Here is a 25,879-nt window from a genome sequence, read left to right as displayed (position 1 = left end):
ATTTGAAAGGATTTAAGCTAATAGCATTAAAAACAGGAGCAGAAAAAAAACGTTTTATTACTATACCAAAAAGTAAAAATAAAATAGATCCTTTCAAGGTACTTAAACAAAATACAGTTTATCCATTCTATTCTAATTTTACTTTTCCTTCTAATAATTTTAATGAAGTAGATATTGATGATAAAGAGTTAATTGATCTAATTAGAATTAGGTTTGATTATAGAATAATAAAAAGGTAAAGCGGTGTTCCTCCTTCAATAGTCAGCAAACAACCCCGCCAAAGTAAATAGCACTTTTTTTAAGCATTTCTAATTTATTTAAAGTTTAAAAAAAGAGCTATTTTACACAAGTGTGCCAGTGGCACTTTGTCACGGTTGTTGCGTTCCTCAATCAGTCCTCACGGCAATTCCTTTGTCTGCTTTTGTCACTTCACTGCATTCACACTCATGGCTTCGGTTCATTTCGTTCAGCCACAACGCATCCAACCATTGCCATAATTTTAGCTCGCCTTGCAGGTCGCTACGGGCTGCGGCTTTTTGATTGTGTTGCCTCCGCCTTTTTGCCAACTACATCATCCAACACATAGGCTCTAGCAATTAAATAGGTAGCCTTGTGTATTGTTCCGTTTCTCTCTAGGTTTTTGTTTGAAAAAATTACAAAAACCTGCCGTTCAACTCCACACATAGCTGCAAACCACATTCGTTACCTCATGCACTTTTTGCACCACCCGTTGCTCCACTCGCAAGGCGGCTCGCTAGCGCTTGGTCTGTGTCCGCAAACCGTTCCACTATTTGCACACTCAGCCCACCGTTTGGCTCAAGGCTGTTTTACCTCATCTCAATCCAATTAGTCATTTTATTAAAAAGGATATAATTAGTTTGCTATTATAAGAAAGTTTACAATTCCAATTTCCCATGTGCTTGTGGGCATTGGAAGCTTTTAAGAAATAATAAAGTTCACATAACAATCCCCTCAGCACCGCACAGCAAGAGCTTGTCCATTCCACTGAGTTACACTTCCAAGCACTTGCTTTATGCCTTTTCTTAATCTATGATGAGGTTATTTTGATTAAAAAAGCATGCAAATATAGTTGCTTTCCTTCTGCCAACGCTTTTTGCAGTAAAGGTCAAGCCCTACGGGTTTTGATAAAAACTTTGATTAGTATTTTAAAAACAATAAATATCTTAAACCAAACTTTTCACCAAAAACCTTGACAGCATCCGCCACAGCAACAATGTTATAGGCATCTTTTTTCTCCAAAAAAATATGATGGCGAAGCGTAGCGAAGCAATTTAAATTGGATAGCTATGCTTTATTTTGAAATCAAAACCCACTGTGTAGGAACGACCTACAACAAACCTCACTTTTTCATTTTAAACAAAGGATTGAACAGCGGTAAACCGCTGTACAATCCTTGTCCGAACTGTTTTGTGGTAACCACTACCACCGAAGAGGATAAAAACACTTTATTCCACTTATCAATGATGCTTCAAATAGGAGGTTTTTATGCTTATTATTTAAAAGGAAGTGTTATTCCATTTATCACTATAAAAGACTGTTGTAATACGTTAAAAAATGGTTTAAATTCACTGGTTGAGGTTGAAAAACATATTCATAATGTTACTACTATTCAAAAAGAATTAGAACGTTTAAGAAATACAGTTCTGAAAATAGAACAGCTAAAAAAAGCTTATATACAATCTTGCTTTAACCAAAAGAAACAAAAAATAAGTGCATAAAAAATGCCTGGAGAATTCCAGGCATTAATTTATGATCTTACAATAGATTTACTTCAAAAAAATCTTACGTAACAGGAGCGAAACAAAGAAGCTGACCACAGCACCAATGACCGCCATGATAATGGTGAAGTAAACATCATGTAGTTTTATATTGGCTATGGTTGTGAACAATGTTCCTCCAAATACGGTTGATTTTAATTGAAGATTTCCCATAGCTTTTTACTTTTTGTCTGAAACCACAGCTTGACTGACCGCAGTGGCCACCGTTCCGGCAACTGCAACATACCCAGCTAAAGTAATCACAGCAGCAGGTAATGCAATCGGAGCCGCCAAGATGGCTCCACTTGCAGCTGCAAGAGCCAAACCAATGTTTCTAAGTTTTCTAAAAAAGGATGGTGTTGGATGTTTTAATCGTTCTTGAATATTCATAAGTTCTAAGATTTAATAATGAGTTTAACGGTTTCATTTCTGTCAAAAGCCTGATAACATTTAGAAACCAATTTGTTTAATAAATTTCTGGAAGAAGTACCTTTTCCAATACCTGATAAACAGGTTACAGGAGCGATACAGCCTTTTAATTCTTTCAAAGCATCATTGGCAGGATGAATTAAAATAAGTGTCCTATTTTTAACATTTTCCAAAATCAAATGATGTTTGAATTTTTGAGAATACCTTGGTTTTAATACATAGACTCCTTCTGGAATACAAGACACATTTCTACGATTCTCTAACCAGGGCAACTCGATACAGAAACCAAAAAATGAATCTTGGATAAAGAGAGCACCGTTGGTACTCTCTTTAAAATAAGTTCTATGTAAATAGATATCCATATCCTTACACTTTATCAGCAATCTTGATAGCTAATGCATTGTAAACCCCATTTTTCAATGAATACATTTGACCATTTACTTCTTGGTAAAATTCAATACCAATTACCTGTACTATTGGTAGTACAGAGTTTGCAGGAGCTGAAGCAGTCAAGTCAATAACAGCAGTATCATTACCATCGTATGGTAAAATAGCTGTTTCATCATTGTCAAAAGCGAAAGATTCATTCTCAAAATCCAATTCCGCAACCCCAGTCACAATTTTAAAGTGAGTAGTTCCAGAAGGACCTGCAATGTGAGTTGTTGGTTTAAATACCGGAATGTTTACAGTTGCTTCCCCAGTCGCTCTATCAAAAGCATTAGTGTAAGTAGCAAATAAAGTTGCTCCCAATTTACCATTGATGTTGAATTCAAAGTTTGCCAACAAACCAAATGTTCCATCTTGAATGGTTCTTTCTCCACGAACGTTTGTAGTGTCTGTTTTCACTACTTTTAAGATTGAAGTAGTCAATCTACTTGTAACACGTCTGTCTTTAGCATTCTGCAAAAGAATACGGATAGCGTTACGTAAAAGCTTTCCACCTTTACCAGCAGTTCCAAATTCAGAACCATTTTCACGAGTTCTTTGAAAAGCAGGATCATTTTGAATTCTACTTTTTTCGATTCCACCTTTGGCACGAGCCAAATGTCCATCTGTTGTTTTGTAAAAAGAAATATCTCCGATAGTTCCTTTTAGTTTGATAATACCTGTTTGTTTTGCCATAATAATATGATTTAAAGATTTATAGCAAAAGAATTGTTATCTTATATAGAAATCAAAAACAGATTGTTGTAAAGGCCGTTAAAAGCTTTTCTTTCCGAAAAGGAGTATATTTACCCTATGGATAAAGTATAGATAAGGCATAGTTAAAGTATTAAATCATGAAAATTACCAGAGCATGTATTTATCCAAAAGATATTCAGTGTATTACTGGAAGAAGTGAACGTTATGGTAGGAGGCTTATAAAAGAGATTAGAGCATATTTTGATAAGCAACCACACCAATTTATTACCTCAGAAGAATTCGCTGAATACAGTGGAATAAATATCGAAATTATCAATAACTATCTTAAACAAGTATCATAATATTTGATACGTTTTATATTGATTTAAAGGTAGTTAATTTGTAAATTTGTAGGAACGAATGAAAGTCAATTGATAACAAATAGTATCAATTTTTTAGGTTAGTAAATCGGTTAGTATTGAAAACATAAAGTATCACTAGGTACTGTTTTATAAGGTATAGCGAAAATGGTTCGAGTCCCGTCCAGACCGCGAAAGCTCTCAAAGAAATTTGAGAGCTTTTTTATTTTATATTAAAACACAACTTTTGTGATTGATCCGAGAAAGAATTCTAAATTTTTCACACTTCTGAATTGAACTCTAAAAACTTTTTTAGCATTAAAAGATTTTAAATAAATATCGGTACATCTATTATTAAAAAAATAAGTTGGATATCTCGTTTAGATATATTGTATAGGAAACTGTATTGAATGCTTTAAATCTAGGTTTTTTACTAAATGATACCATTGAGCTAACTTTGTGTAGACTATCGTTACAAACGTTGTTTTATGGAGTATATTTCTGAAATTTTAGAATACTGTATATTTCACCTATCAATAACATATTGTTTTGGATTCTAATCTTATCACATTAATTAAAAAGTAATCCTTTTATTATTGTGAGGAACATATGATATACCATGAAAGACATTTGTATTTTAAAGGTTGTATTAATTTGATATGCTGTAAAACAAATTAAAGCATGAATTTTAATAGGCAAAATAAAAAAGTAAAGTTGTTGTTAGTGATAGCCCTACTTTTTGTTGATTTTAATGTGTTTTCTCAATCAAAAAAAACGTTGGTAGATTTTTTCCTTCCAATGAAACCACAAAGTAAATTGGTCTCGGAAAATATTTGGGGAGCTCCAAATGTTTTACCACGTGACATTAATAATGGTTTAGAAGATTCAACCCTAAAAAACTGGTGTTACTGGGATGGGAGAATCGTAAAAAGCGATGACGGAATGTACCATTTATATGCTAGTCGCTGGAATCAAAAAATGTCTCACACTGAAGGTTGGCATTTGGGGTCAAAAGGGATTCATGCAGTAAGTAATAACATTATGGGGCCATATTTAGATAAAGGCTTAATTTATCCAGAATGGAGAGAAGGAATGGGGCACAATATTATGGGGTTAAGAATGCATGATGGAAGATATGCTGTTGTTACTAGTGAAATTACTGATGGAGAAATATTTGTTTCAAATTCACCTAATGGTCCTTTTAAACTATTAGGCAAAATTAAAGTTGATAACAATGGATTTGAACCGAGTCTTGCTCGTTACTCTAAAAATGGACGTATGTCTAATGTAAAAGTTTTATTAAGACCAGATGGGGATTATATGATTATTGCTAGATCTACAGCACCAATGTTAAGTAAAAATGGCATTTTAGGTCCTTATAAAATAATGGGAGATAGAATTTATAAAAATTATCCAGAATTGCCTCAAACTAAAAATGAAGATCCAACTATTTGGTATAGTGGGGGAATGTATCACATAGTTTACAATCATTGGCCATCAAAAACTTCTCATCATTTTACTTCTTTAGATGGAATAACAAATTGGAAATACAGAGGAGTTGCTTTTAAAAAAGAAACATCAAAAATATTTGAATATACTGATGGGACTATTAATGATTGGCAATTTATAGAACGTCCAACTGTACATGTAGAAAATGGACATGTTACTCACTTTATATTCTCTGTTATAGATGTTAAAAAAGGAGAAGACAAAGGAAGTGATAACCACGCAAGTAAAATTGTGATTGTTCCTTTTGATGGAAAAAGCTTTGATAAATACATGAAAAAAAATGTAAAAAAAGAAAAATAACTCAATCAATAGTAGCCTTAGTTAAGGTAAGAATAGGTAAGGATAAGATAAATTAATTTGATATGTTTTATTATATACTATCTATATTTATAAATATTAAATTTTTACAATGAAATTACGTTCTTTTCTGGTATTTACATTCACTTTATATGCTCAGCTTGTTGTTTCTCAAAACGATTGGGAAAACGAATTAATGTTTGAGCAAAACAAATTACGTTCTCGTGTTCCAAGTTATTCTTATGCAAATCACAAAGATGCTTTGATAGGTAATAGAGAGAGCTCTAGAATGCAATCTTTAAATGGTATTTGGAAATTTAATTATGTTGATAAATCATCAGATAGACCTAAAGATTTTATTCAGAACAACTTTAAAAGTAACAATCATTGGAGTGATATTACAGTTCCCTCTAATTGGGAATTACAAGGTTTTGGACAACCTATTTATACCAATATTGTTTATCCTTTTACACCAGATATTAAAAATGGTGGAACAAGAAATTTTAATTACATGGGGCCTCATCCGCCACAATTTCCTTTTATAGAAAAATATAGAGATAATCCTGTTGGTAGTTATTATAGAGAATTTACGATTCCAAAAGATTGGAAAAATCACTCTGTGATTTTACATTTTGGAGGTGTTTCTTCAGCTTTTTATGTATGGATAAATGGTAAAAAAGTAGGTTATAGTCAAGGAAGTAGATTAGCTGCAGAATTTGATATTACGTCATATATTAATGAGGGGAAAAATAAAGTTGCCGTTCAAGTTTTTAGGTGGAGCGATGGTAGTTATTTAGAAGATCAGGATATGTGGAGATTAAGCGGAATTCATAGAGAAGTACTGCTTTTGGCACAACCTAAAATTGCTTTACAAGACTTTTTTGTGAGAACAAAGTTTGATGACAAACTAGAAAACGCCAAGTTAGAAATTCGTCCTCATTTATGGATGAAAGGTGATGAAGATCACTTAAAAGACTGGAAAATTACAGCAAATTTATATGATGTAAATAATCAAAAAGTATTAGCGAAACCAATGTCGTGTAACATTGAAGATGTGTTTTTTGAAAGATGGCCACAAAGAGATATTACCAAATTTGCTTTTTTAGAAGCAGACATTAAAAGTCCTAAAAAATGGTCTACTGAAAATCCATATTTATACACCTTGGTTTTTGATGTAAAAGATGCATCAGGTAAAATTGTAGAATCTCGCAGTCAGAAAGTTGGTTTTAGACAAGTTGGTTTTTCAGCTGAAAACGAATTGTTAATTAACGGGAAACCAGTTAAAATAAAAGGTGTAAACAGACACGATCATCATCCTGTAAAAGGAAAAGCACTAACTAGAAAAGATTTAGAAGAGGATGTAAAACTGTTAAAGAAATTCAACTTTAATGCAGTGAGAACTTCTCATTATCCCAACGATCCATATTTTTATGATTTGTGTGATAAATATGGGATTTATGTAATGGATGAAGCTAATATAGAAACACATCATTTAGGGAGTTATGCGCCACAACAACCAAGTTTGGCAATGCCAATTTTAAGTAGAATTATGCGAATGGTTGATAGAGATAAAAATCATCCTTCTGTTATTTCTTGGTCTTTAGGGAACGAATCTGGAACTGGACCTGCTTTTGTAGCAGCAGCTGGTTGGGTAAAAGATTACGATGTTTCTCGATTTATACACTACGAAGGTGCACAAGGAAAACCTACACATCCAGTTTATAAAGAAGGAGAAGAAGGACAAAAAGTTTTTAGTGGAAAAGCACATGCAAATCCTGATGACCCAGATTATGTGGATGTAATAAGTAGAATGTATCCAGAGATTTATCAGCTAAAAGCAATGTCTGAAAGTCAATATATTAATAGACCTATTATTATGTGTGAATATGCACACGCCATGGGAAATTCTATAGGTGGTTTAGGTGAATATTGGGATTTAATCAACTCAAAAAAGAATTTAATTGGTGGTTTTATTTGGGATATGATTGATCAAGGATTGACCAAAAAAGATAAAAACGGAAATGATTTTTATGCTTATGGTGGTGATTTTGAGGATTATCCTAATGATAAAAACTTTTGTATTAATGGTGTCTTTTCACCCGATAGAAAACCAAATCCTCATGCTTGGGAAGTGAAATACATTCATCAGCCTTTTAATTTTAAAATTGTTGATGTAAAAAAAGGAGTTGTTTTAGCGTTTAATCATTTGAATGAAACGAATTTGAATAATTATGAAGTTAGATGGATGTTTTCTGAAAACGGAAAAGAGCTTCAATCTGGTGTTTTACAAAGTATTGATGTAGAGCCAAGTTCATCAAGGGAAATAAAAATTCTATACAAAAATGTAGATTTTAAAGAAGAGAATGAATATTGGTTACGAATTTCTGTTCATGAAAAACAAGATACTTTTTGGGCTAAAAAAGGATTTGAAATTGCCAAAGATCAAATTTTAATAAAAGAGAAAACTAAATTAAATGATTTTAGTTCTACATCAAAATCGACATTAAAAACAGAAGAAAATTCATCAGGAATAAAAATTGTAGGAGATGGATATTCAGCAAAAGTTGATAAAAAAACAGGAGAATTAATTTCATTCATCAAACAAGGAAAAGAACAGGTTTTATCGCCTTTAAAACCAAACTTTTTTAGACCTCCAATAGATAACGATTTACGAGGAGCAAGTAGTAAAGATTTTAGAAAATCTAGAAAATACTGGGAGTTTTTAAATGAAAAATTAGAAACAAAATCAGTAGAAGTCATCTCAAAAAAGGAAAATGAGGCAATCATTTTGGTTGAAAAAAACTTTAAGGATGAAGTGAAATTAAATATTCAATATACATTTTTAAGTAACGGAAGTATTTTGGTTAATATGGAGATGGATGCCAAAAAAGATTTGCCAGGTTTGGTAAAGTTTGGAATGACACTAGGGGTTTCTAAAGAATATAAAACAACAACTTTTTATGGAAAAGGTCCTTGGGAAAATTACATTGATAGAAAAAGAGGGACAGAAGTAGATGAATTTACTTTTAAAACCAATGATTTGTTTACCAATTATATTTTTCCTCAAGAAAATGGAAATCGTTCTGATGTTAGGTGGTTAGAAATTTCAAAGGATAAAGAGAGTGCTTTAAAAATTAAAGGTTCACCAGTATTTGGTTTTTCAATTTGGCCTTTTTCAGCAAAAAACATTCAAGAAGCGAAACATCCTTTCGATTTAAAGGAACAAGGTTTTTATACATTAAATATTCATACTGTTCAAATGAGTGTGAATGGTACGTTGTCTGAAACGTTACCAAAATATGTAATTCCTTCTGGGAGATATAGCTTAAAATTTATATTAAACGCACAAAACTAAAAAGATGAAAAAAGTAGGACTTATACTTGTTACAGTATTTTGTTTAGGGAATTTATTTTCTCAAGAAAAAGGAATTATTAATAATGCAGACAGTAAGTATGTAAAGTTTAAAAGCATCAATATTGGAGATTGTGTATGGACGGATGGTTTTTGGGCAGATAAATTTGAGATTGCCGAAAAATCTATGGTGCCAAATATGGGAAAACTGTTAACAGGTGATACAGGTCATGCCTTAAATAACTTTAAAATAGCAGCTGGTTTACAAGAAGGAAAACATCAAGGAATGTTTTGGCACGATGGAGATTTTTACAAATGGATGGAAGCTGCTTTGTATATATATGCAATTAATAAGGATGAAAAAATCTTAAAAGAAATTGATGAGTACATTGATATTATTGGAAAAGCTCAACAAGAAAACGGTTACTTACAAACCCAAATAACAATTCCTGTAAATAAGCCTTTTTCAGAAAGAAGATTTCATGAAATGTATAATGCTGGTCACTTATATATTTCAGCAATTATACATTATAGAATTACCGGAAAACGTAATTTCTTAGACATTGCTATTAAAAATGCAAATCAATTATACGATGTTTTTCAACCTCAACCTAAAGAATTAGCAAGGTTTGGGTTTAATCAAGTTCAAATAATGGGTTTGGTGGAGTTATATAGAACTACAAAGGATAAAAAGTACTTAGAACTTGCAGAGATTTTTGTGAATATGAGAGGGAAATCTAAAGTAAAACCTGATGAAACAGTAAGGTATTTAAATCTTGGAGATATGGTACAAGAAAGAACCGCTTTAAGAGAGTCTAAAGAAGCTGTTGGGCATGCTGTATTAGCATTGTATTATTATGCTGGAGCTACAGATATTTATGCAGAAACAGGAGAACAAGCTTTAATTGATGCTTTAGATCGTTTGTGGGGTAATATTGTGAATCAGAAAATGTTTATTACTGGAGCTTGTGGGCAAAAACACGATGGAGGTTCTTCAAATAGAGATTTTGTACATGAGGCTTTTACCATAGATTACGAAATGCACAATGCACATTCTTATAACGAAACTTGTGCTAATTTGTGTAATGCAATGTTTAATTATAGAATGTTGGGTGTAAAAGGAGAAGCTAAATATGCAGATGTTATTGAAACTGTAATGTATAATAGTGCTTTGTCTGGAATTGATATTAAAGGAACAAATTTTTTCTATACAAATCCACTAAGAAGAAGCCTAGATCATAAAATGGGGATTACAGATTACACTACAAGAGTGCCATATATTCCATGTTTTTGTTGTCCTCCAAACTTGGTGAGAACCATAGCTAAATTATCAGCCTGGTCTTATAGTTTAACAAATAATGGATTGGCAGTAAATTTATATGGAGGAAATAAATTAGAAACCAATTTGTTAGATGGGTCAAAAATTAAATTGATTCAAAAAACTGATTATCCATGGGATGGGGCTGTTGCTATTGAAGTAGCCAAAAGTAAAAAAGAAGCTTTTGATATTTTGTTAAGAATTCCAGAATGGGCAAAAGGAAGTACTGTTTCTATAAATGGAAAAAAAGAAAATGTAGAAATTAAAGAAGGTACTTATTTTACGATCCATAGAAAATGGAAAAAAGGAGACGTTGTTTCTTTAATTATGCCAATGAAACCAGAATTAGTTGTTGGACATAGAAAAATAGAGGAAGTAAGAAATCAAGCAGCCATAAAAAAAGGTCCTGTTGTATATTGTATAGAATCTCCAGATTTACCAGAAAATACAAATGTTTTAGATGTGTATCTTCCATCGGATATTAAGTTAACTTCTCAAAATGAGTCAGACTTTTTAGGAGGGTTATCAATCTTAAAAGGAGACGTAATGTTATCTAAAGATAGAGATAATAACATGTACAGAACATTAGAAAAACCAAAATGGGAAACATATAATGCTACTTTTATTCCTTACTATGCTTGGAGTAATAGAGGAGTTAGCGAAATGACTGTTTTTATGCCAATAATTTGGAATAAAAACTAGTGTTTAAAATTAAATTAGAAAAAGAAATTTAATTTTTTAGTTACATTTGAGATTGTTTATGGTGTTTTAATATATTGTAATTCCATATTTCACAAAACGTCTAAAATATTTATTAATCCCATAATCTCAATAGGTTTATGTTAAAAAGGGAATATTCACTTTTTGTTACACTTTTATTAGTCTGCACGTTTGTTTTTGCTCAAAAATCCATACTTGAATTAAAGCAGAATTTAACTATTTCCAATGGGTTAGCTCATAATGGAGTAACTTCAATATTACAAGATTCTAAAGGATATTTATGGTTTGGAACTTATGATGGAATTAATAAATATGATGGTTATAATTTAACAACATTTAAGAATAGAGTAAGCAAGAGTACTCTAGTAAGTAATAGGGTTAGAGCTTTAAGCGAAGATGCTAATGGAAACTTATGGATTGGTACAGATGAGGGGATTTCTTTATATAGATATGACACAGAAAAAATTAGTGCTATTTATGCTAATAAAGGAACTGGGCCAATAGTTAGAAAAATTATTTTTAGTAAAAACAAGCAAAAGGTCTTCTGCTTAACAGAAGACAGTGGTGTATTATTTTTTGATAATGAGTATAAATTAAAAAAGAAGTACATACCAGAAAATAAAATGACAAATCAAAAAACATTGTTTTTTGATGGAGTACAATTAACTCCAAAAACCTACCTATTTACAACTTCTAATGGTTTAATGCTGTTTGATATAGAAACAGAAAGGTTTAATGAAGTTTTAAGTTCAGAAATCACATCTTGTAACGCTATAAAAAAAATAGATGATAATACCTTATTAGTAGCAGCTTCTAACGGAATTGATCTTATAAAGGTTAGTAGTGACAAGAGTAAGTTTACTTATCATAAAAAATATTATAAAGGGATTAGATTTACCAGTCTTTTAATAGATAACTTAAATAATTTGTGGTTAGGAGCTTTAAATGATGGAATAATTCATATAGACAATGTTCATAAATTAATAAATGGAAACGATGTAAAGATTAGTACTTTTAAGTCTAACTCTAAAGTATTACGTACAAGTAGTATTATTTCTACCGTAGAAAATAAATGTTGGGTTGGTACTTTTAATAAAGGAATATTTCAGTTTAATATAGAAGAAAATCCTTTTAAAAGTTTTAATGCAAAACAAGAGCATGAAAAAGAATTATTGTCAAGTAAAATTTCTTTTATTGTTCCAGTAGATAGTAGTAGTGTTTTTTTAAGTTCATTTAGAGAAGAACCTGTCCTATTAAATACCGAATCAAATAAGTTAGAACCCTTACCATTTGTAATTCCAAAAGAGTATAAAGCATCTACCCAAGTTATTTTTATCGATGCAAAAAAGAATGTATGGTTTAGAATAACCGGAGAAAAAGGTTTGTTTAGGTTACGTCCTGGTGCCAAAAAAATGGAGCAAATTACAAATAATACAATTCCATTTTTTAACAATATAGAGCTTAGAAGTGTTACACAAATTAAGGATGATGAAATTTGGTTGGGAACAGGTCAGGATGTATTTAAAATTACATTAGATGATCATAACAACTTTTTAAACGTACAATCATTAAATACAAACCCAGTATTTAATGATAAAAAGTTAAAATTGGCTAGAACCATTTTCTTAGACCCTTCATTTCCATTTTTATGGATAGGTGCAGATTCTGAAGGACTTTTTAGAGTTCATCTAGAAGATAACAAGCCTTTAAAAGAATTAAAAATAGATCATTATTTAAAAAAGGAGAATGTTAAAACATCACTATCTAGCAACTTTGTTTCTGATGTAATTAGACTGCCTAATAATGAATTGTGGATTGCAACCGAAGGAGGAGGAGTATGTAAAGTCATAAATAGTGATACAACACCAGAATTTATAAGTTATTCCGAAGATCAAGGATTGTCTAACAATGCAGTAAAAAGTATTTTGTTTGATGATGAAAATAATTTGTGGATTACAACCAATATAGGTCTAAACAAATTAGATACAAGACTTAATAGATTTATTAAATATAGTACACAAGATGGTTTACCTTTTGATGATTTTTGGTTCACTTCAAAAAAGTTAAAAAACAAAAATTTAATTTTTTCTGGAGTAGAAGGAGTGTGTTATTTTAATCCAACAAAGTTACCAAGTAAAGAGATATTACCACGACTTGAATTTGGCGACCTTAAAATTTTTAATAAAAGTATTTTACCTAATGATACCATTAACGATCGTGTACTTTTAAATAAAAGATTAAATGATACTAAAGAAATAGCATTAAAGCACAATGAAAATGTATTTTCAATTCAATTAAAATCTTTACATTTTTCAAATCCAGAAAATCATTTTTTAAAATATAAACTATCACCAGTTAACAATGATTGGATAGAAGTGCCATCAAGCCAACAAAATGTATATTATAGTGGTTTACAGCCAGGAGAATATGTATTTAGTGTTATGGCATCAAACTCCTTAAATAAGTGGACAAAACCAAAAGAAATAAAAATTGTAATAAGCCCTCCGTATTGGAAAACAAATTGGGCATATACTTTATATGTACTTCTGTTTTTTACTGTAGCACTTATTGCTTTATACGTAACCTTAAGAATTCAAAAATTAAATTACAATTTAGAAATTGAGCAATTAGAGCGTAACACTATAACTGAGTTAAATAGTGCAAAACTTAGATTTTTTTCTAATATATCTCACGATATAAAAACGCCAATAACATTAATTTGTGGTCCTATAGATTATTTGTTAAAACAGTTTAAAAACAATTTAGATGTAACAGAAAAGCTATCATTAGTTAAACGCCAGTCTAAAAATATTCTTCACCTTATAAATCAAGTTCACGATTTTCAAAAAGCTGATGCTCATTTATTAAAATTAAATTACTCAAGGTTTTACTTTAATACGTTTATCGAAGAATTAGTAAAAGATTTTGAGTTCATGGCATCAAGTGAACAGAAAAAAATAGAAGTAACAAGTTCTGAATCTAACATAACCGTATCGGCAGATAAGGATAAACTAGAAAAAATATTTAATAATTTAATTAACAATGCTTTTAAGTACACTAGAGAAGGTGATACCATAAAAATTGATTTTAAAAGCAATGACAAAGATTTATTAGTAAGCGTTTCTGATACAGGAATCGGTATTTGTGAAGACGATTTACCTCATATTTTTGAACGTTTTTTCCAATCCATAAAAAAAGGAAGTAATTATTCAGGAGGCTCTGGTATTGGTTTGGCTTTTTCTAAGCGATTGGTAGAAATGCATTATGGTTATATAAGTGCCGAAAGTGAGGAAGGAGTAGGAACAACAATAAATGTGCAGTTACCTGTAGTTAAAGATAAATCTATCATTAACGAAGTTAAAAGAGAAGAGATTATTCTAAAAGCAGAAGATGCTTTTGATCACGAAGAGATAGTGTTACAAAAGGTAGAGCATACAGAAATAGAGAGAGATGAATCTTTTTCTGATAAAGTTGTATTTTATGTAGAAGATAAAGTAGACATGAGAAACTTTGTGTCTAGTATGTTGTCTAATTTCTTTAATGTTCAAGTATTTACTAATGGTCAGGAATGCTTGGATAGAATGGAAGAAGAATGGCCAGATATTGTTATTACAGACTTATTAATGCCAGAGTTAAATGGATTAGAATTGTGTAAGGCAATTAAATCTGATATTAAAACGAGCCATATCCCTGTTATATTACTAACAGCCTGTAACAATATAGAAGACCAAATACAAGGGTTAAGAGATGGAGCAGATGCTTATATCCATAAACCTTTTAATATTCAGCATTTGGTTACACGTACAGAGGCATTACTGGTAAATAGAAAAAAACTGGCAGAGCGTTTTCAGGTAGGAATACCATTAACCAAAGAAAATAACCTAAACAATAGAAATGACAATGCTTTTTTAGAAAAGCTATATGATTTAATGGCAGAAAACCTAGACAACCAAGAGTTAGATATTAATAGGTTTGCCAAAGAATTATATTTAAACCGTACACATTTTTATCAAAAAGTAAAAGCCTTAACAGACCAAACACCTTTTGAATTACTTAAAATGTATAGGTTAAAAAAAGCCGCAGAATTTTTAACACAACAAAATTTATCTGTAAATGAAGTTTTTATGATGACAGGTTTTAAAAGTAGAACTCATTTTACAAAAGTATTTAAAGAAAAATATGGGGTAACTCCTGGTAAATACTCTTCTTCAATAAAGGAGAAATATGATTTATAAAAAGAGATATTCTATTTTTTAATTTTTAAAAAGCTTCTTGTTTTCAAGAAGCTTTTTTGTTTTATGTATAATACGTATCTTTTTTATAGAAAATGCTTATTTATTAACAAAAGGAATCTTTGTTATAGAATATTTAATTATATAAACTAGATTTTTAGACTAAACATAAATGTATTTTACCTAGTGTTTGTAGTACTTCGTATAAAGTTTAAAATAACTGTAAATAAAGAGGTTATTATATGAATATTTTATTATTAAGTAAATGTATTTATTAGTAAATACATTTTATTTATGGTAAAACACATAGAAATTATCAGTTTTTGGTTTCTTTGGAGGTAAACATAAACTATATACTAATATGAGATTTTTCTTTTCACTAAAACAAGTATTAAAATTTCGGTGATTTTTTAAACTGACTAACAAGCAAACTAAAAAAACTTAAAATTAATTTAAATGAAGAAATTTAAAAATATAAAAAACAAAAACTTAAAAAGAGGCTTTTTCTTTTTGATGTTTTTAATGATATCAGGTATGTCTGAAAAGATATACGCCCAAACAGTGACTGGAGTCGTTATTAGTGCCGAAGACAAGTTACCGTTAATTGGAGCTACTGTACAAAAAGTAGGAACTAATCAAATAACAATTACAGATTTTGATGGACAATATACCATCAAGGCAACAGAGGGAGATATTATAAAGTTTTCTTATTTAGGAATGAAACCTAAAACTTTAACCATAAGATCAAAAACACTAAATGTAGCTTTAGAGATTGAAGCAGATGCATTAGATGAAGTTGTTTTGATAGGTTATGGAGAGGTTAAGAAAAAAGAAGTTACAGGAGCCGTTGCTAGAGTAAAAGCAGAAGAAATAGAAAATATTGTTACTTCTGATTTGGGAAATGCTTTACAAGGACAAGTAGCAGGTGTAAACGTTGTGTCTAGCGCAGAACCTGGAGGAGACTCAGAGATATTAATTAGAGGGGTTACTTCATTAACAGGGAGCAATCAACCATTATATGTTGTTGATGGGGTAATGCAAGAATCAGACCCTAGAATACCGCCTAATGTAATAGAATCTATAGATGTTTTAAAAGATGCAGCTTCAACAGCCATTTATGGAACCAGAGGAGCAGGAGGGGTAATATTAATTACAACCAAGCAAGGTAAAGAAGGAGTTTTAAAAGTAACACTTAATTCAAACTATGGAATTCAATCATTAAATGGAACACCAACACGTTTAATGGATGCAAACCAACAACTTTTTTCAATTTTAGTACAAAAAAGAAATACGAACTCACTTGGATTAGGTGATGATGAATTAGATTTAGGTTTTTCATTAAGACCATCTTCTTATCAGAATAACACAAATTTATACGACTATGTTGTTATAGATAATCAACCTACACAAACCCACACTTTAAGTGTTTCTGGAGGTACAAAAGAAGTTAAGTATGATGTAACTGCAGGTTATTTTAAGCAAGAAGGTAGTTTAGTTAATTCAGATTTTGAGCGTTTTAATATTAGAGCCAACACAGGATATAATAAAGGAAAGTGGGATATTAAAGCAATTGTTGCTGTAACTTCAGAAGAAAAGGTGCAGTCGCCAGGAGGTTTAATTACACAAACAATAAAATATTCTCCTTTACAAGAAGATTTAAGAGATAATGATCCAAATGAAACATTAGAAACTTTAGGAGGTGCATCAGGGAATGTTTTAGGTTGGGTATTAGATAGTTTTCAAAACGAAAATGTACTGAATACATTAAGAGCTAGTACAACATTTAATGCATCTTATAGTTTTACAAAGAACTTAAAGGTAACATCTAGGGTAGGTACTTCTCATTATTATACATACCAACATGAGTTCAATCCATACCAAGAAGTAGTAGATGTTTTTGGGAATTTAAGAAGTCCAGTACAGAGTAGTGGAGTACAGAATACAGCTTTAAAAAGACTAAGTAATACTTTTGATTTATTTGCGAATTATAACTTAAAAATAAATAAAGATCATAAACTGACCTTTACTTTAGGTACTTCGTATGAAAAATATAGTTCAGAAAGTTTTTCTGCCGAAGGTTTTGGAGTTGCAGATAATTCAGTAAAGGTATTAGGAGGAACTACTTTGAGTCCAATTGTAGGATCGGGTAGTAATTATACAAATAGAACATTTGGTTTGTTGTATCGTTTACAATATAACTATAAAGATAAGTATATTTTTAGTTCAAGTATCAGAAGAGATGCTTCTTCAAGATTTCCATCAGATGCAAGATCTGCAATTTTTCCATCTACTTCGTTTGCTTGGAATGTCTCAGATGAAGATTTTTGGTCATCTTCTTTAAAATCGGTAGTTAACAATCTTAGATTGAGAGCTTCTTATGGAGAAGTAGGGAATGAAAGAGTAGGGAATTATTTATACCAACCTACTGTTACTACAGATTATCAATACGTTTATGGACGCGATGGAAATGATAACTTAACCAATGGTAGTATTCAAAACGGATATGCCAACGATCAGTTAAAATGGGAAACATCAGTACAAACCAATTTTGGATTAGATTTAGGTTTATATAAAAATAAATTCACGTTATCTGCAGAGTACTATCATAAAACAAATAACGATATGTTGTTTCCTATTGAATTAGCTGGTTCTACAGGAGCATCAAACAACTCAACAATTGTATTAAATATTGGTAATATGACCAATCAAGGGGTTGAATTGGCAGGAAGATATAGAGACAACATTGGGAATTTAAAATTTAATATGGCAGCAACTTTTGCAACCAATAAAAACAGAGTTACTTCTTTAGATGGTTTTGGACGTTTTACTTTAACAAATGATTCAGGATTAATATCTGGTGCTAGAGATGAATCTCAGGTAACAGCTATTGCAAAAGGTTACGAAGCCGGAGCATTCTTTATTTATGGTACTGATGGTGTGATTAATACTAGTGAAAGATTGGCTGAATATCAAAAAATAAATCCAGCTGCTAGAATGGGAGATCTTTATATTGTAGATGCAAATAAAGATGGTCAAATAACCAATGATGATAGAACTTACCATGGTAGTGGTTTGCCTGACTTTGAAGTTGGTTACAATTTTAACGCTAATTATAAGAATTTTGATTTTTCTATGAATTGGTATGCAGCTTTAGGGCATGAAATTATGAACGGGGCAAAAGCAACTGCTTTTGGATACGGTAGACACGAAGATTTAATTTATCAATGGTCAGAAGTAAACCAAAATACACCTGTACCTGCATTTAAAGATTTAATTAAAAATCACCCTACTTACAATGGAAATACAGACTTGTGGTTAGAAGATGGTGACTACTTAAGGTTAAAAGCCATTACCTTAGGATATAGTTTATCTAAAAAAACGCTAGAAAGTTTAGGAGGGATTAGTAGGCTTAGATTTTATTTAACAGCTCAAAACCCAATTACTTTTACAAAATATACAGGATATGACCCTGCTGTAGGTGGAAATGTTTCAAGAAGAGGCTTAGACAAAGGAAACTATCCTATAACATCATCTTACATGATTGGGCTTAACCTTAATTTTTAATCAATAAAAACAATTATCATGAAATATATAAAACTAAAAAACATAATAGTGGTTTTTATGCTGTTGGGCTTATGGTCTTGTAGTGACGAATCTTTAACAGAAATAAATCCAAATAATCCAATTGTAAGCTGGAATAGCTTAGGAGATACTCAAAAAGGATTAAACTCAGTATATAATTCATTATTGAACGAAAGTATTTTATCTATAGAAGAAGAAGCTTGGAGGTCAGATATGGGGTATCCAGGATTCGGTAGACCAGTAGCAAACACTACAAGTAATTTACCTGCATATAATTTAACGTATACAAATGGTCAAGAGTTTATTAACGATAAATGGAATGCTTGTTACACAACCATATATTATGCAAATCAAGTAATTGAGGGTTTAAATAGTTTGTTACCTGTAGATCCAGTAGAGTTAGAGTTATGGGAGTCACAAATGGGACAAGCAAGATTTATTAGAGGATTGATGCATTTTTATTTACACTCAACTTTTAATAATGGTGAAATAATTATTAGAGATAAAGTTCCAACAGTATCAACAGGTTTTGGGAAAGCATTATCTTCTTCAGATGAAGTAACTAAGTTTTTTAGAGAAGACCTAGAGTATGCCTATGAAAAATTACCTGAAGAATACGATGATAATTTTTTAGGTAGTGCAACCAAGTGGGCTGCCGCTACCATTTTAGGAACGTCTTATTTATACGAAGCCTCAAACGGACCAAATGCAACAGGTGATTATGTAAAACCAACAACCTATTTTGAAGCGGTGATAAATAGTGGTAAATATAGTATTGTTACAGATTTATCTTTAATGTTTACTAAAGAAGGGGAATTTAATCAAGAATCTATTTTTGAATTAGCTTATAACAACCAATATAGACTAGATTTTACTGTTTGGCAATCAGGTAAGTTATCTCATCAATTATCTCATCAAAGTACTGCAAATACAGGTTTTTTCATGCCTGCATGGGTAATTAATGCTTATAAAAATGATGAAATGGATACTGCCGATGCTAGAAATATTTATACTGAGCCAGATGGAAGTACTACTCAAAAACCAGTTTCGTTAAGAACTTCTATAATGACAGCAATCATTAATGATGATCTATCTTTTTTTGGTGATAAAAGAACTGCTGATGCAATAAGAACAAGTACTAATGGATGGGGATTTGGTTATTATAGAAAATATATTGAATTTGAAAACACAGATCCAAGAGGAACTAGAAGTGCTGGTAGTAATGTGGTAGTAAATAGATTGGCAGAGGTTTATTTAATGCAAGCAGAATGTTTAATACAACAAAATGATATAGCTGGAGCTTTAAAGTTGATTAATGAAATTAGAAACAGATGGGCATTAGTATTGTTAGGACAACCTGATGGGGAGTGGCCAGCAGCAACTTTTGATAATGTTGTATATGACAAAGCTAGTTTAATGGATAGGTTGATGTACATAGAAAAACCATTAGAGTTGTCAGTAGAAGGACATGCAACAAGATGGATTGACTTAAGAAGATGGGGGATTATTGACGATAATTTAGATAGATTGTCAAACGCGGTATATTATGCAGAAGCATATTCATACCCAGCAAGAGATCCTATAACAGGAGAAAAAACAGGTGCTACAACAACTAAAAATAATTCAAGTATTGTTGATGTTGACCCTGGAGCATCGGGCTTAAATGTTATAGATTATGAATATGATGAAGCTAGAACAAATTACAATTCATCACTACATGATTATTATCCGATACCTCTAAATGAAATTTTAAGGAATCCTTTATTGAACTAAAAATTTAACTATAATGAAAACATATATTAAAATAATTCAAGTCTTCCTATTTCTTTCCGTATTGGTTAGTTGTAGTGATGACGAACTTACTGCCCTTAGTGATTTAACAGACGCTACTTGGACAGTGTCTGAAGGAAACAATCAAACTACTAATACAGGAGGTATTGATTATATAAAAGCAGTGGGAGAGTATATATCTTTTATAGATTTATCTCAAAATGCATTAACACATCAATGGGAAATAGATGAAGAGAACAAATATCTTAAAACGGGTTTTAATGCTAAAGATAGCCTTCCTTTGTTTATAAACTCTTCTTTAGGTACTATTACTAAAGATAAAGCAGCTCATGTATTGTTTTTAAAGTCAGGAATTAATGAGGTTACTATTACTAATACCTTTAAAGATTCTGTAAACTTTTTTGGAAAAGATATTATTCCTTCGGTTAAAAAAGGAGATGTATATGAAATTACTCGTACATGGAAAGTAGATGTTTATGCAAATTTAGAGCCTGAATTCAAAATTTCTAATCAAGCAGGAACAGAGTTATATAACAGTATTTCGGGGCTTATGCCAACAGATGGTATTATTGAAATAGAAGCTGGTGAGTACTTAACATATCAAGATATATCTACGGTAGGTCGTGCTAATGAAAATTTATGGAGGGTTACTGCATCTAATGAGAAAACAGCTCAGTCTAAAGAAACTGTTAATTTTACATTTTTTAAAATTGGAGAGTTTTCTGCAGGAAGCCTAAATTTAAAAAGAACTGGAGATTTACCAGCAGGATCGGAAACAAGAGAAATACCAATAACGGTTAAGGTGATACAATCTTCTCAACCTTTTACTATCGCTAGTACAGGAGTTACTAGAGCAGCTTCTAACAAATTATCATTTAATGTTAGCGGTGAGCTTAAAAACTTTACAGGAGAAGAAGCTAATTTTAATGTAAGTGTTGTTAACCCAAATGGGTTTAATGGAAATATAGCGGTAACTAATGCAGCTATTAGCAGTACAAATACAACAACAATAGAACTAACATTAGCAGGAGATATTTATAATACCGATGAGGTAAAAGTATCTTATACACCTGGTAATATTCAATCTGTGGATAATAGAACTTTAGAGAGTTTTACTGATGAAGTAGTGGAGTTTACAGGTGGGAATATTTTAAATTATGACCACTTTAGCTTTGAGTCTATGGGTAACGAATGGTTTTTACAGAACGCAGCTCAATGGTCTTTCAGTTCTTCATTTGCCAACTCTGGTAGTAGTAGTTTAAGTTTTAGCGTTGCCAATAAAGCATCAATGGGAGCTAATGCTAAGGTACAAAGTACGGGTAATACTGATTTTAAAGTTGCTGCAGGTGACTATACTTATTCTTTATATATTTATATAGATGCTAGTTCAGATTTATCAAAATTAGTGACCAATTTTTCTGGGCCTTGGAATCCTCAATCTTGGGATTTAACAGGTGTTGAAAAAGGAAAATGGGTGAAACTATCAAAAGTAATCACTTTAGCAGATTATGATAATACAAGTGCAGGTAAATTAATATTCCAAGTGAATAAAAGTGATATTGTTACAGAAGGTGCAACTATTTATGTAGATGATATATCACTAGTACCAGTAGAAGTAAGACCTTAATTTTTTAACATTAAAATCTCCTTATTATTTATAGTAAAATTGAATAGTAAGGAGATTTCAAAAGCATAATAAAATGAAAAAAATAATAAAATTCTTTAGCTTAATAATGCTTTCTATATTCATGAATAGTTGTGGAGAAGAGGCTAAATGGGAAACACCAGAAATAGCATTAACACCTATTTATGAAATTACAGAAATAGCGCATGTAAATGGAACAAATAGTATAGGAGGTTTTTTTAAAATAGAAGTATACAGAGTTGCAGACAAAACTTTTTTAATAGAGTTTCCTAATTCTCAAAAAGCCAATAAGTATCAAAAAACAAATTATCAAGATACTTCTACAGATACAGAATATAAGGTGTCTTTTACTAAAAAAACAGAGGCAAGAGATTATAATTTTGATATAGAGATAGATAAAGCAAACAACACGGGAACTATAGAGGTATCGTATGATGATGGTACAGGAACAATTGTTGTAGAAAACTATACGGCAAATATGGATGTAAAAGATGTTTATAACTAAGATATTTATTCTTTTGTATAAATAAAGATCAATTAAAACAAAAAAGACTGTCTACTTAGGCAGTCTTTTTTGTTTATAAACTAAATGTTTGTTTGGTATGCTAACGATCGTTTCTTGAATTTAAAAAAAAATCAAATAATTTTGGATAAGGTGCTCATCTTTAGTATAATGTGAAATATAAAAAAACATCGCTAATTCTTGGTGTAAGTCAAAGGAATCTTACAACTAAGAGACTTTTTTATTGTGGAGTACATTTTATAAATTTTGAGATATTAGTTGTTTTAGTTTTGAATTTATTTTTACTAAAAAATCAAACATCATGTATAAATATCAATATCATTTTTTATTAGTTGTTTTAATTACGTTTTTTAATACAACTGAATGTGTTTCAAAAAACTTAACAAATCCACATGTACTACAAGCGTCAGCAAAAGAAAAGTCGAGTCTGTATAGTATAGACACAAAACTTACCATTAGAACAGTTAGAACAGCAAAAAACAAAGAAGAAAGTTACATTGTTGGGTCTAGTTATGAGGGTACGGTAGTAGGAGTATCATACACAGGAAAAGTTCTTTGGGAAAATAAACTTTCGGGATTTGTAAATCACGATGTATGGTGTGGAGACTTGGATGGTGATGATAAGGATGAGATTGTTGTAGCCAATGCCAATGGAACCATTTATTGTTTAAATAACAAAGGAGAATTATTATGGGAGTTTAAGAAAAATGAAGCTCCTATGTATGCTGTTACCATTGTTCACAATAGCAATGGTGCTTATGTAGTGGCAGGAGGTTTTGATAAAAACCTGTATTATCTATCTCCAAAAGGTGCTTTGGTAAAAGAGATAAAAACCGCTACTTTTTCTATAGAAAAACCATGGAGTAAGTATAAAAAAGAGCTTCCTAAAGCTCATGAATCGGTAGCAAACTTTATAAGACCTCTAAAACAAGCAGACGGTACGGAAACATTAGTCTTATTGGCAAGTAATAATCATATGAATGTTCCGGGAACAATGTATTTTTTTAAGGTTTTAGAAGATCTACCTTATCAAAAAACACCTATTAAAGCAACGCCAGAGCTAAAGAAAAAAATAAGAATTAGACCTATTGGTGATTTTAAAACATTTGATGTAGATGGTGATGGAAATGAAGAAATTATACTTGGGTCTTCTGCACATTCTAATGATATGTTAGTTTCTACTTATGATGCACAAACCAATACCTTCAATTTTCATGAAATTAACAAAGTTCGTTTTGGATACGATATTGCACAAACAGTATTGTTAAAACATAAAAAGGATAATTTGTATTTGACTAGAATTGGAAATCAAATGCGTATTTATAACGCTACTGAAGAAAATGCGAAAGAAGAAATTATTCAAAGCCAATATGCTTATAATGATGTGTGGCAAGACCCTACAACAGGAAAAGTAATTTTGGCGAGTGCTCAAAGTGGAGGTAGTTGTATTCATGTGTTAGATGTAGCAGATACTCAATGGAAAAAAGAGTACAAGAACTTAAGCCCAAAAGGAAAAATTTCTGAAATATTGGCCAATACCAAAACCACTAGAGAAGACTTAAATAAGTTTGAAAAAAGTAAAGAAGATTACAATTCTCAGCCAGTTTATTTTATGACGGAGTCTGTTCCTGATAATTTAGTAGGGTTAAAAAACGAACTAGTAGATACTTATAAAAATCCTGTTTTTTTGAATTCTATGTTTATGAAAAATGTAGAAAAGTTTGATAGATCTATATTGTCAAATGCTAAATACAAAAAAACTAGAGATAGAAGAAAAAAATACACCATGTCTCATCAAGAGGCAGTAGATCATATTACCAAAGGTTTTGATGGAGCGCCAGGTGTTGCTTATTGGGCAGGACATGGAAATGATCCTTATATGTTTAGTATAGAAACCACAAAACAGGTAATAGACAATGCAAAAGGTAAAAAAACAGTATTGATTTACCCTGAGGTAGAAGAACATTCTAAAGAAAATTTAAACTTCTTATTAAACAATTTAATTTATCCTTTGGCAAAATATTCACAAGGAAAAAATGCCAATGTGTTTTTACGTTCTAAAAATATATTTTGGTTAGGATCTAATTATTTAGATTCTTGGTCTAGATTAATGTCTGGTGAATTTGCTGATGTATTTGTGCCTTCTATGGAAGAAACTACAGATAAAAGTATGGAGTTAAGTTTGGCAGGTAGAATGGGAATGTGGACAAGTGGAGCTGTAAACAGTTGGGGAACAAGAGCAGTACCAGACAACGTGTCTTATGACAGAGCAAGACAGTTAGGATATCAAAGATTACCAAACCACGCGCTTAGAATGTTGATTTTTCATACAGCAAACGGAGCACAGTTTATCAATAACTTTGCAGTAGACCAAGATTACATGAGTATTTATTGGGAGTTGATTGCTAAAGGAGCTTTATATGTACCTAAGCGTAACGAACTTTTGAGTATTTCTCCAGTTCATATTAGTATGAAAAGTCCAGATGAACACTTTTTAAATGATGGAACAAATGTAAAGTGGACAACCTTCTATGATGAAGCATTTGAAAAAAACAATCCTTTTGTATTTAGTAGATTAAATGGTACTTGGCCAGGAGCTTCTGTCACAGCATGGGATTTTTCTAGATACGCAGCAGGAGTAAAAGAACGTAGATTAAATTTCTTAGCACCTTATGAAAACGGATTGGTATTAATTACGCCTCCACAACATGGAGTATTTGCAGCTAAAAATGTCGTTCGTGGTTCATTAGAAAAATACATGCACCCTATTTATAAAAACATCCTTAAAGAATATATTACGGATGGACGTAATTACTACAGCACTGATGGAAAACAAACATATAAGGCAGATGAATACTATAAGGTAATAGAGGCAGATTTAAAAGAAAGTGCTAAAAAACTACCAATAACGGTTTCTGGTGATGTGGCTTGGGTAGTTGCACAAACAGCTCCTAATCATTTAAGAATAACAATTATAGATAATGGATACATCAATCCCCAAAAAAGTAAAGCGTTAGTAAAATTTAACACTATAAGCCCTGTAAAAGTAAAAGACATCTTGAATAAAGAAGAATTTAAGGTGTTAAAAAATGAAACAGAAATAGAAATACCTTTAGGAGGTTTTAGATTTATAGATGTTGAATTAAAAGAAAGTTTAAAGAAATAACCCATTTTAAAAGAGATACACACATTACCCGTACATAAAATGTATTAAAAACTACA

General features: G+C 31.1%; 15 protein-coding genes. 12 read left to right on the top strand and 3 right to left on the bottom strand.

Translation table 11 applies throughout. The features are described from left to right. Positions 1 to 2: 2 nt before the first annotated feature. Positions 3 to 239: a hypothetical protein gene (locus AXE80_RS08180; RefSeq protein WP_068826183.1), complete on the top strand. Its 237-nt coding sequence runs from the start codon at positions 3 to 5 to the stop codon at positions 237 to 239. 1,068 nt (positions 240 to 1,307) lie between these two features. Further along, entirely contained in the window at positions 1,308 to 1,739 is a 432-nt protein-coding gene (locus AXE80_RS08175; protein ID WP_068826181.1) for a DUF6943 family protein, read from the top strand. A gap of 219 nt (positions 1,740 to 1,958) precedes the next feature. Here the strand turns inward: AXE80_RS08175 and AXE80_RS08170 are convergent, their stop codons facing one another. The 3 genes from AXE80_RS08170 to AXE80_RS08160 are packed head-to-tail and all read right to left on the bottom strand — an operon-like array spanning position 1,959 to position 3,329. Then, on the bottom strand, positions 1,959 to 2,168 hold the full coding sequence (locus tag AXE80_RS08170; RefSeq protein ID WP_068826178.1) for a hypothetical protein: 210 nt from the start codon (positions 2,166 to 2,168) through the stop codon (positions 1,959 to 1,961). A gap of 5 nt (positions 2,169 to 2,173) precedes the next feature. After that, positions 2,174 to 2,569 carry a DUF5675 family protein gene (locus AXE80_RS08165; protein ID WP_068826176.1) on the bottom strand — a complete coding sequence of 132 codons (396 nt, stop codon included), beginning with the start codon at positions 2,567 to 2,569 and terminating at the stop codon, positions 2,174 to 2,176. Positions 2,570 to 2,573: 4 nt separating this feature from the next. Beyond that, positions 2,574 to 3,329, bottom strand: a complete 756-nt coding sequence (locus tag AXE80_RS08160) for a hypothetical protein (protein ID WP_068826174.1) — start codon at positions 3,327 to 3,329, stop codon at positions 2,574 to 2,576. Positions 3,330 to 3,487: 158 nt separating this feature from the next. Here AXE80_RS08160 and AXE80_RS14275 point away from each other — a divergent pair, with 158 nt between their 5' ends. From AXE80_RS14275 to AXE80_RS08115, 10 genes are all read left to right on the top strand, one after another. Further along, on the top strand, positions 3,488 to 3,691 hold the full coding sequence (locus tag AXE80_RS14275; protein WP_083194625.1) for a hypothetical protein: 204 nt from the start codon (positions 3,488 to 3,490) through the stop codon (positions 3,689 to 3,691). A 678-nt stretch (positions 3,692 to 4,369) separates the two neighbouring features. Continuing rightward, positions 4,370 to 5,497 carry a glycoside hydrolase family protein gene (locus AXE80_RS08155; RefSeq protein WP_068826173.1) on the top strand — a complete coding sequence of 376 codons (1,128 nt, stop codon included), beginning with the start codon at positions 4,370 to 4,372 and terminating at the stop codon, positions 5,495 to 5,497. Positions 5,498 to 5,606: 109 nt separating this feature from the next. Then, complete coding sequence (locus AXE80_RS08150) at positions 5,607 to 8,849, top strand: glycoside hydrolase family 2 TIM barrel-domain containing protein (protein ID WP_068826172.1); 3,243 nt, start codon at positions 5,607 to 5,609, stop codon at positions 8,847 to 8,849. Positions 8,850 to 8,853: 4 nt separating this feature from the next. Continuing rightward, positions 8,854 to 10,866, top strand: coding sequence for a glycoside hydrolase family 127 protein (locus AXE80_RS08145; protein ID WP_068826170.1), 2,013 nt, complete (start codon positions 8,854 to 8,856; stop codon positions 10,864 to 10,866). 137 nt (positions 10,867 to 11,003) lie between these two features. Further along, positions 11,004 to 15,119 carry a hybrid sensor histidine kinase/response regulator transcription factor gene (locus AXE80_RS08140; RefSeq protein WP_068826168.1) on the top strand — a complete coding sequence of 1,372 codons (4,116 nt, stop codon included), beginning with the start codon at positions 11,004 to 11,006 and terminating at the stop codon, positions 15,117 to 15,119. A gap of 453 nt (positions 15,120 to 15,572) precedes the next feature. Continuing rightward, positions 15,573 to 18,680, top strand: coding sequence for a SusC/RagA family TonB-linked outer membrane protein (locus AXE80_RS08135; protein ID WP_068826166.1), 3,108 nt, complete (start codon positions 15,573 to 15,575; stop codon positions 18,678 to 18,680). An 18-nt stretch (positions 18,681 to 18,698) separates the two neighbouring features. After that, a complete protein-coding gene (locus AXE80_RS08130) occupies positions 18,699 to 20,471 on the top strand; it encodes a RagB/SusD family nutrient uptake outer membrane protein (protein WP_068826164.1) in 1,773 nt (590 codons plus the stop codon). A gap of 13 nt (positions 20,472 to 20,484) precedes the next feature. Next, positions 20,485 to 22,116 (top strand): SwmB domain-containing protein, encoded by a 1,632-nt coding sequence (locus tag AXE80_RS08125; RefSeq protein ID WP_068826162.1) that lies wholly within the window; start codon positions 20,485 to 20,487, stop codon positions 22,114 to 22,116. Positions 22,117 to 22,189: 73 nt separating this feature from the next. Beyond that, on the top strand, positions 22,190 to 22,639 hold the full coding sequence (locus AXE80_RS08120; RefSeq protein WP_157359377.1) for a hypothetical protein: 450 nt from the start codon (positions 22,190 to 22,192) through the stop codon (positions 22,637 to 22,639). A gap of 319 nt (positions 22,640 to 22,958) precedes the next feature. Beyond that, positions 22,959 to 25,823: an outer membrane protein assembly factor BamB family protein gene (locus tag AXE80_RS08115; RefSeq protein ID WP_068826158.1), complete on the top strand. Its 2,865-nt coding sequence runs from the start codon at positions 22,959 to 22,961 to the stop codon at positions 25,821 to 25,823. The last annotated feature ends 56 nt before the right edge of the window (positions 25,824 to 25,879 follow it).

Origin of the sequence: Wenyingzhuangia fucanilytica, from assembly GCF_001697185.1 — a bacterium.
Lineage (GTDB): Bacteria > Bacteroidota > Bacteroidia > Flavobacteriales > Flavobacteriaceae > Wenyingzhuangia > Wenyingzhuangia fucanilytica.
The sequence above is the reverse complement of the archived record's forward strand: the minus strand, read 5'-3'. Positions and strand labels throughout refer to the sequence as shown.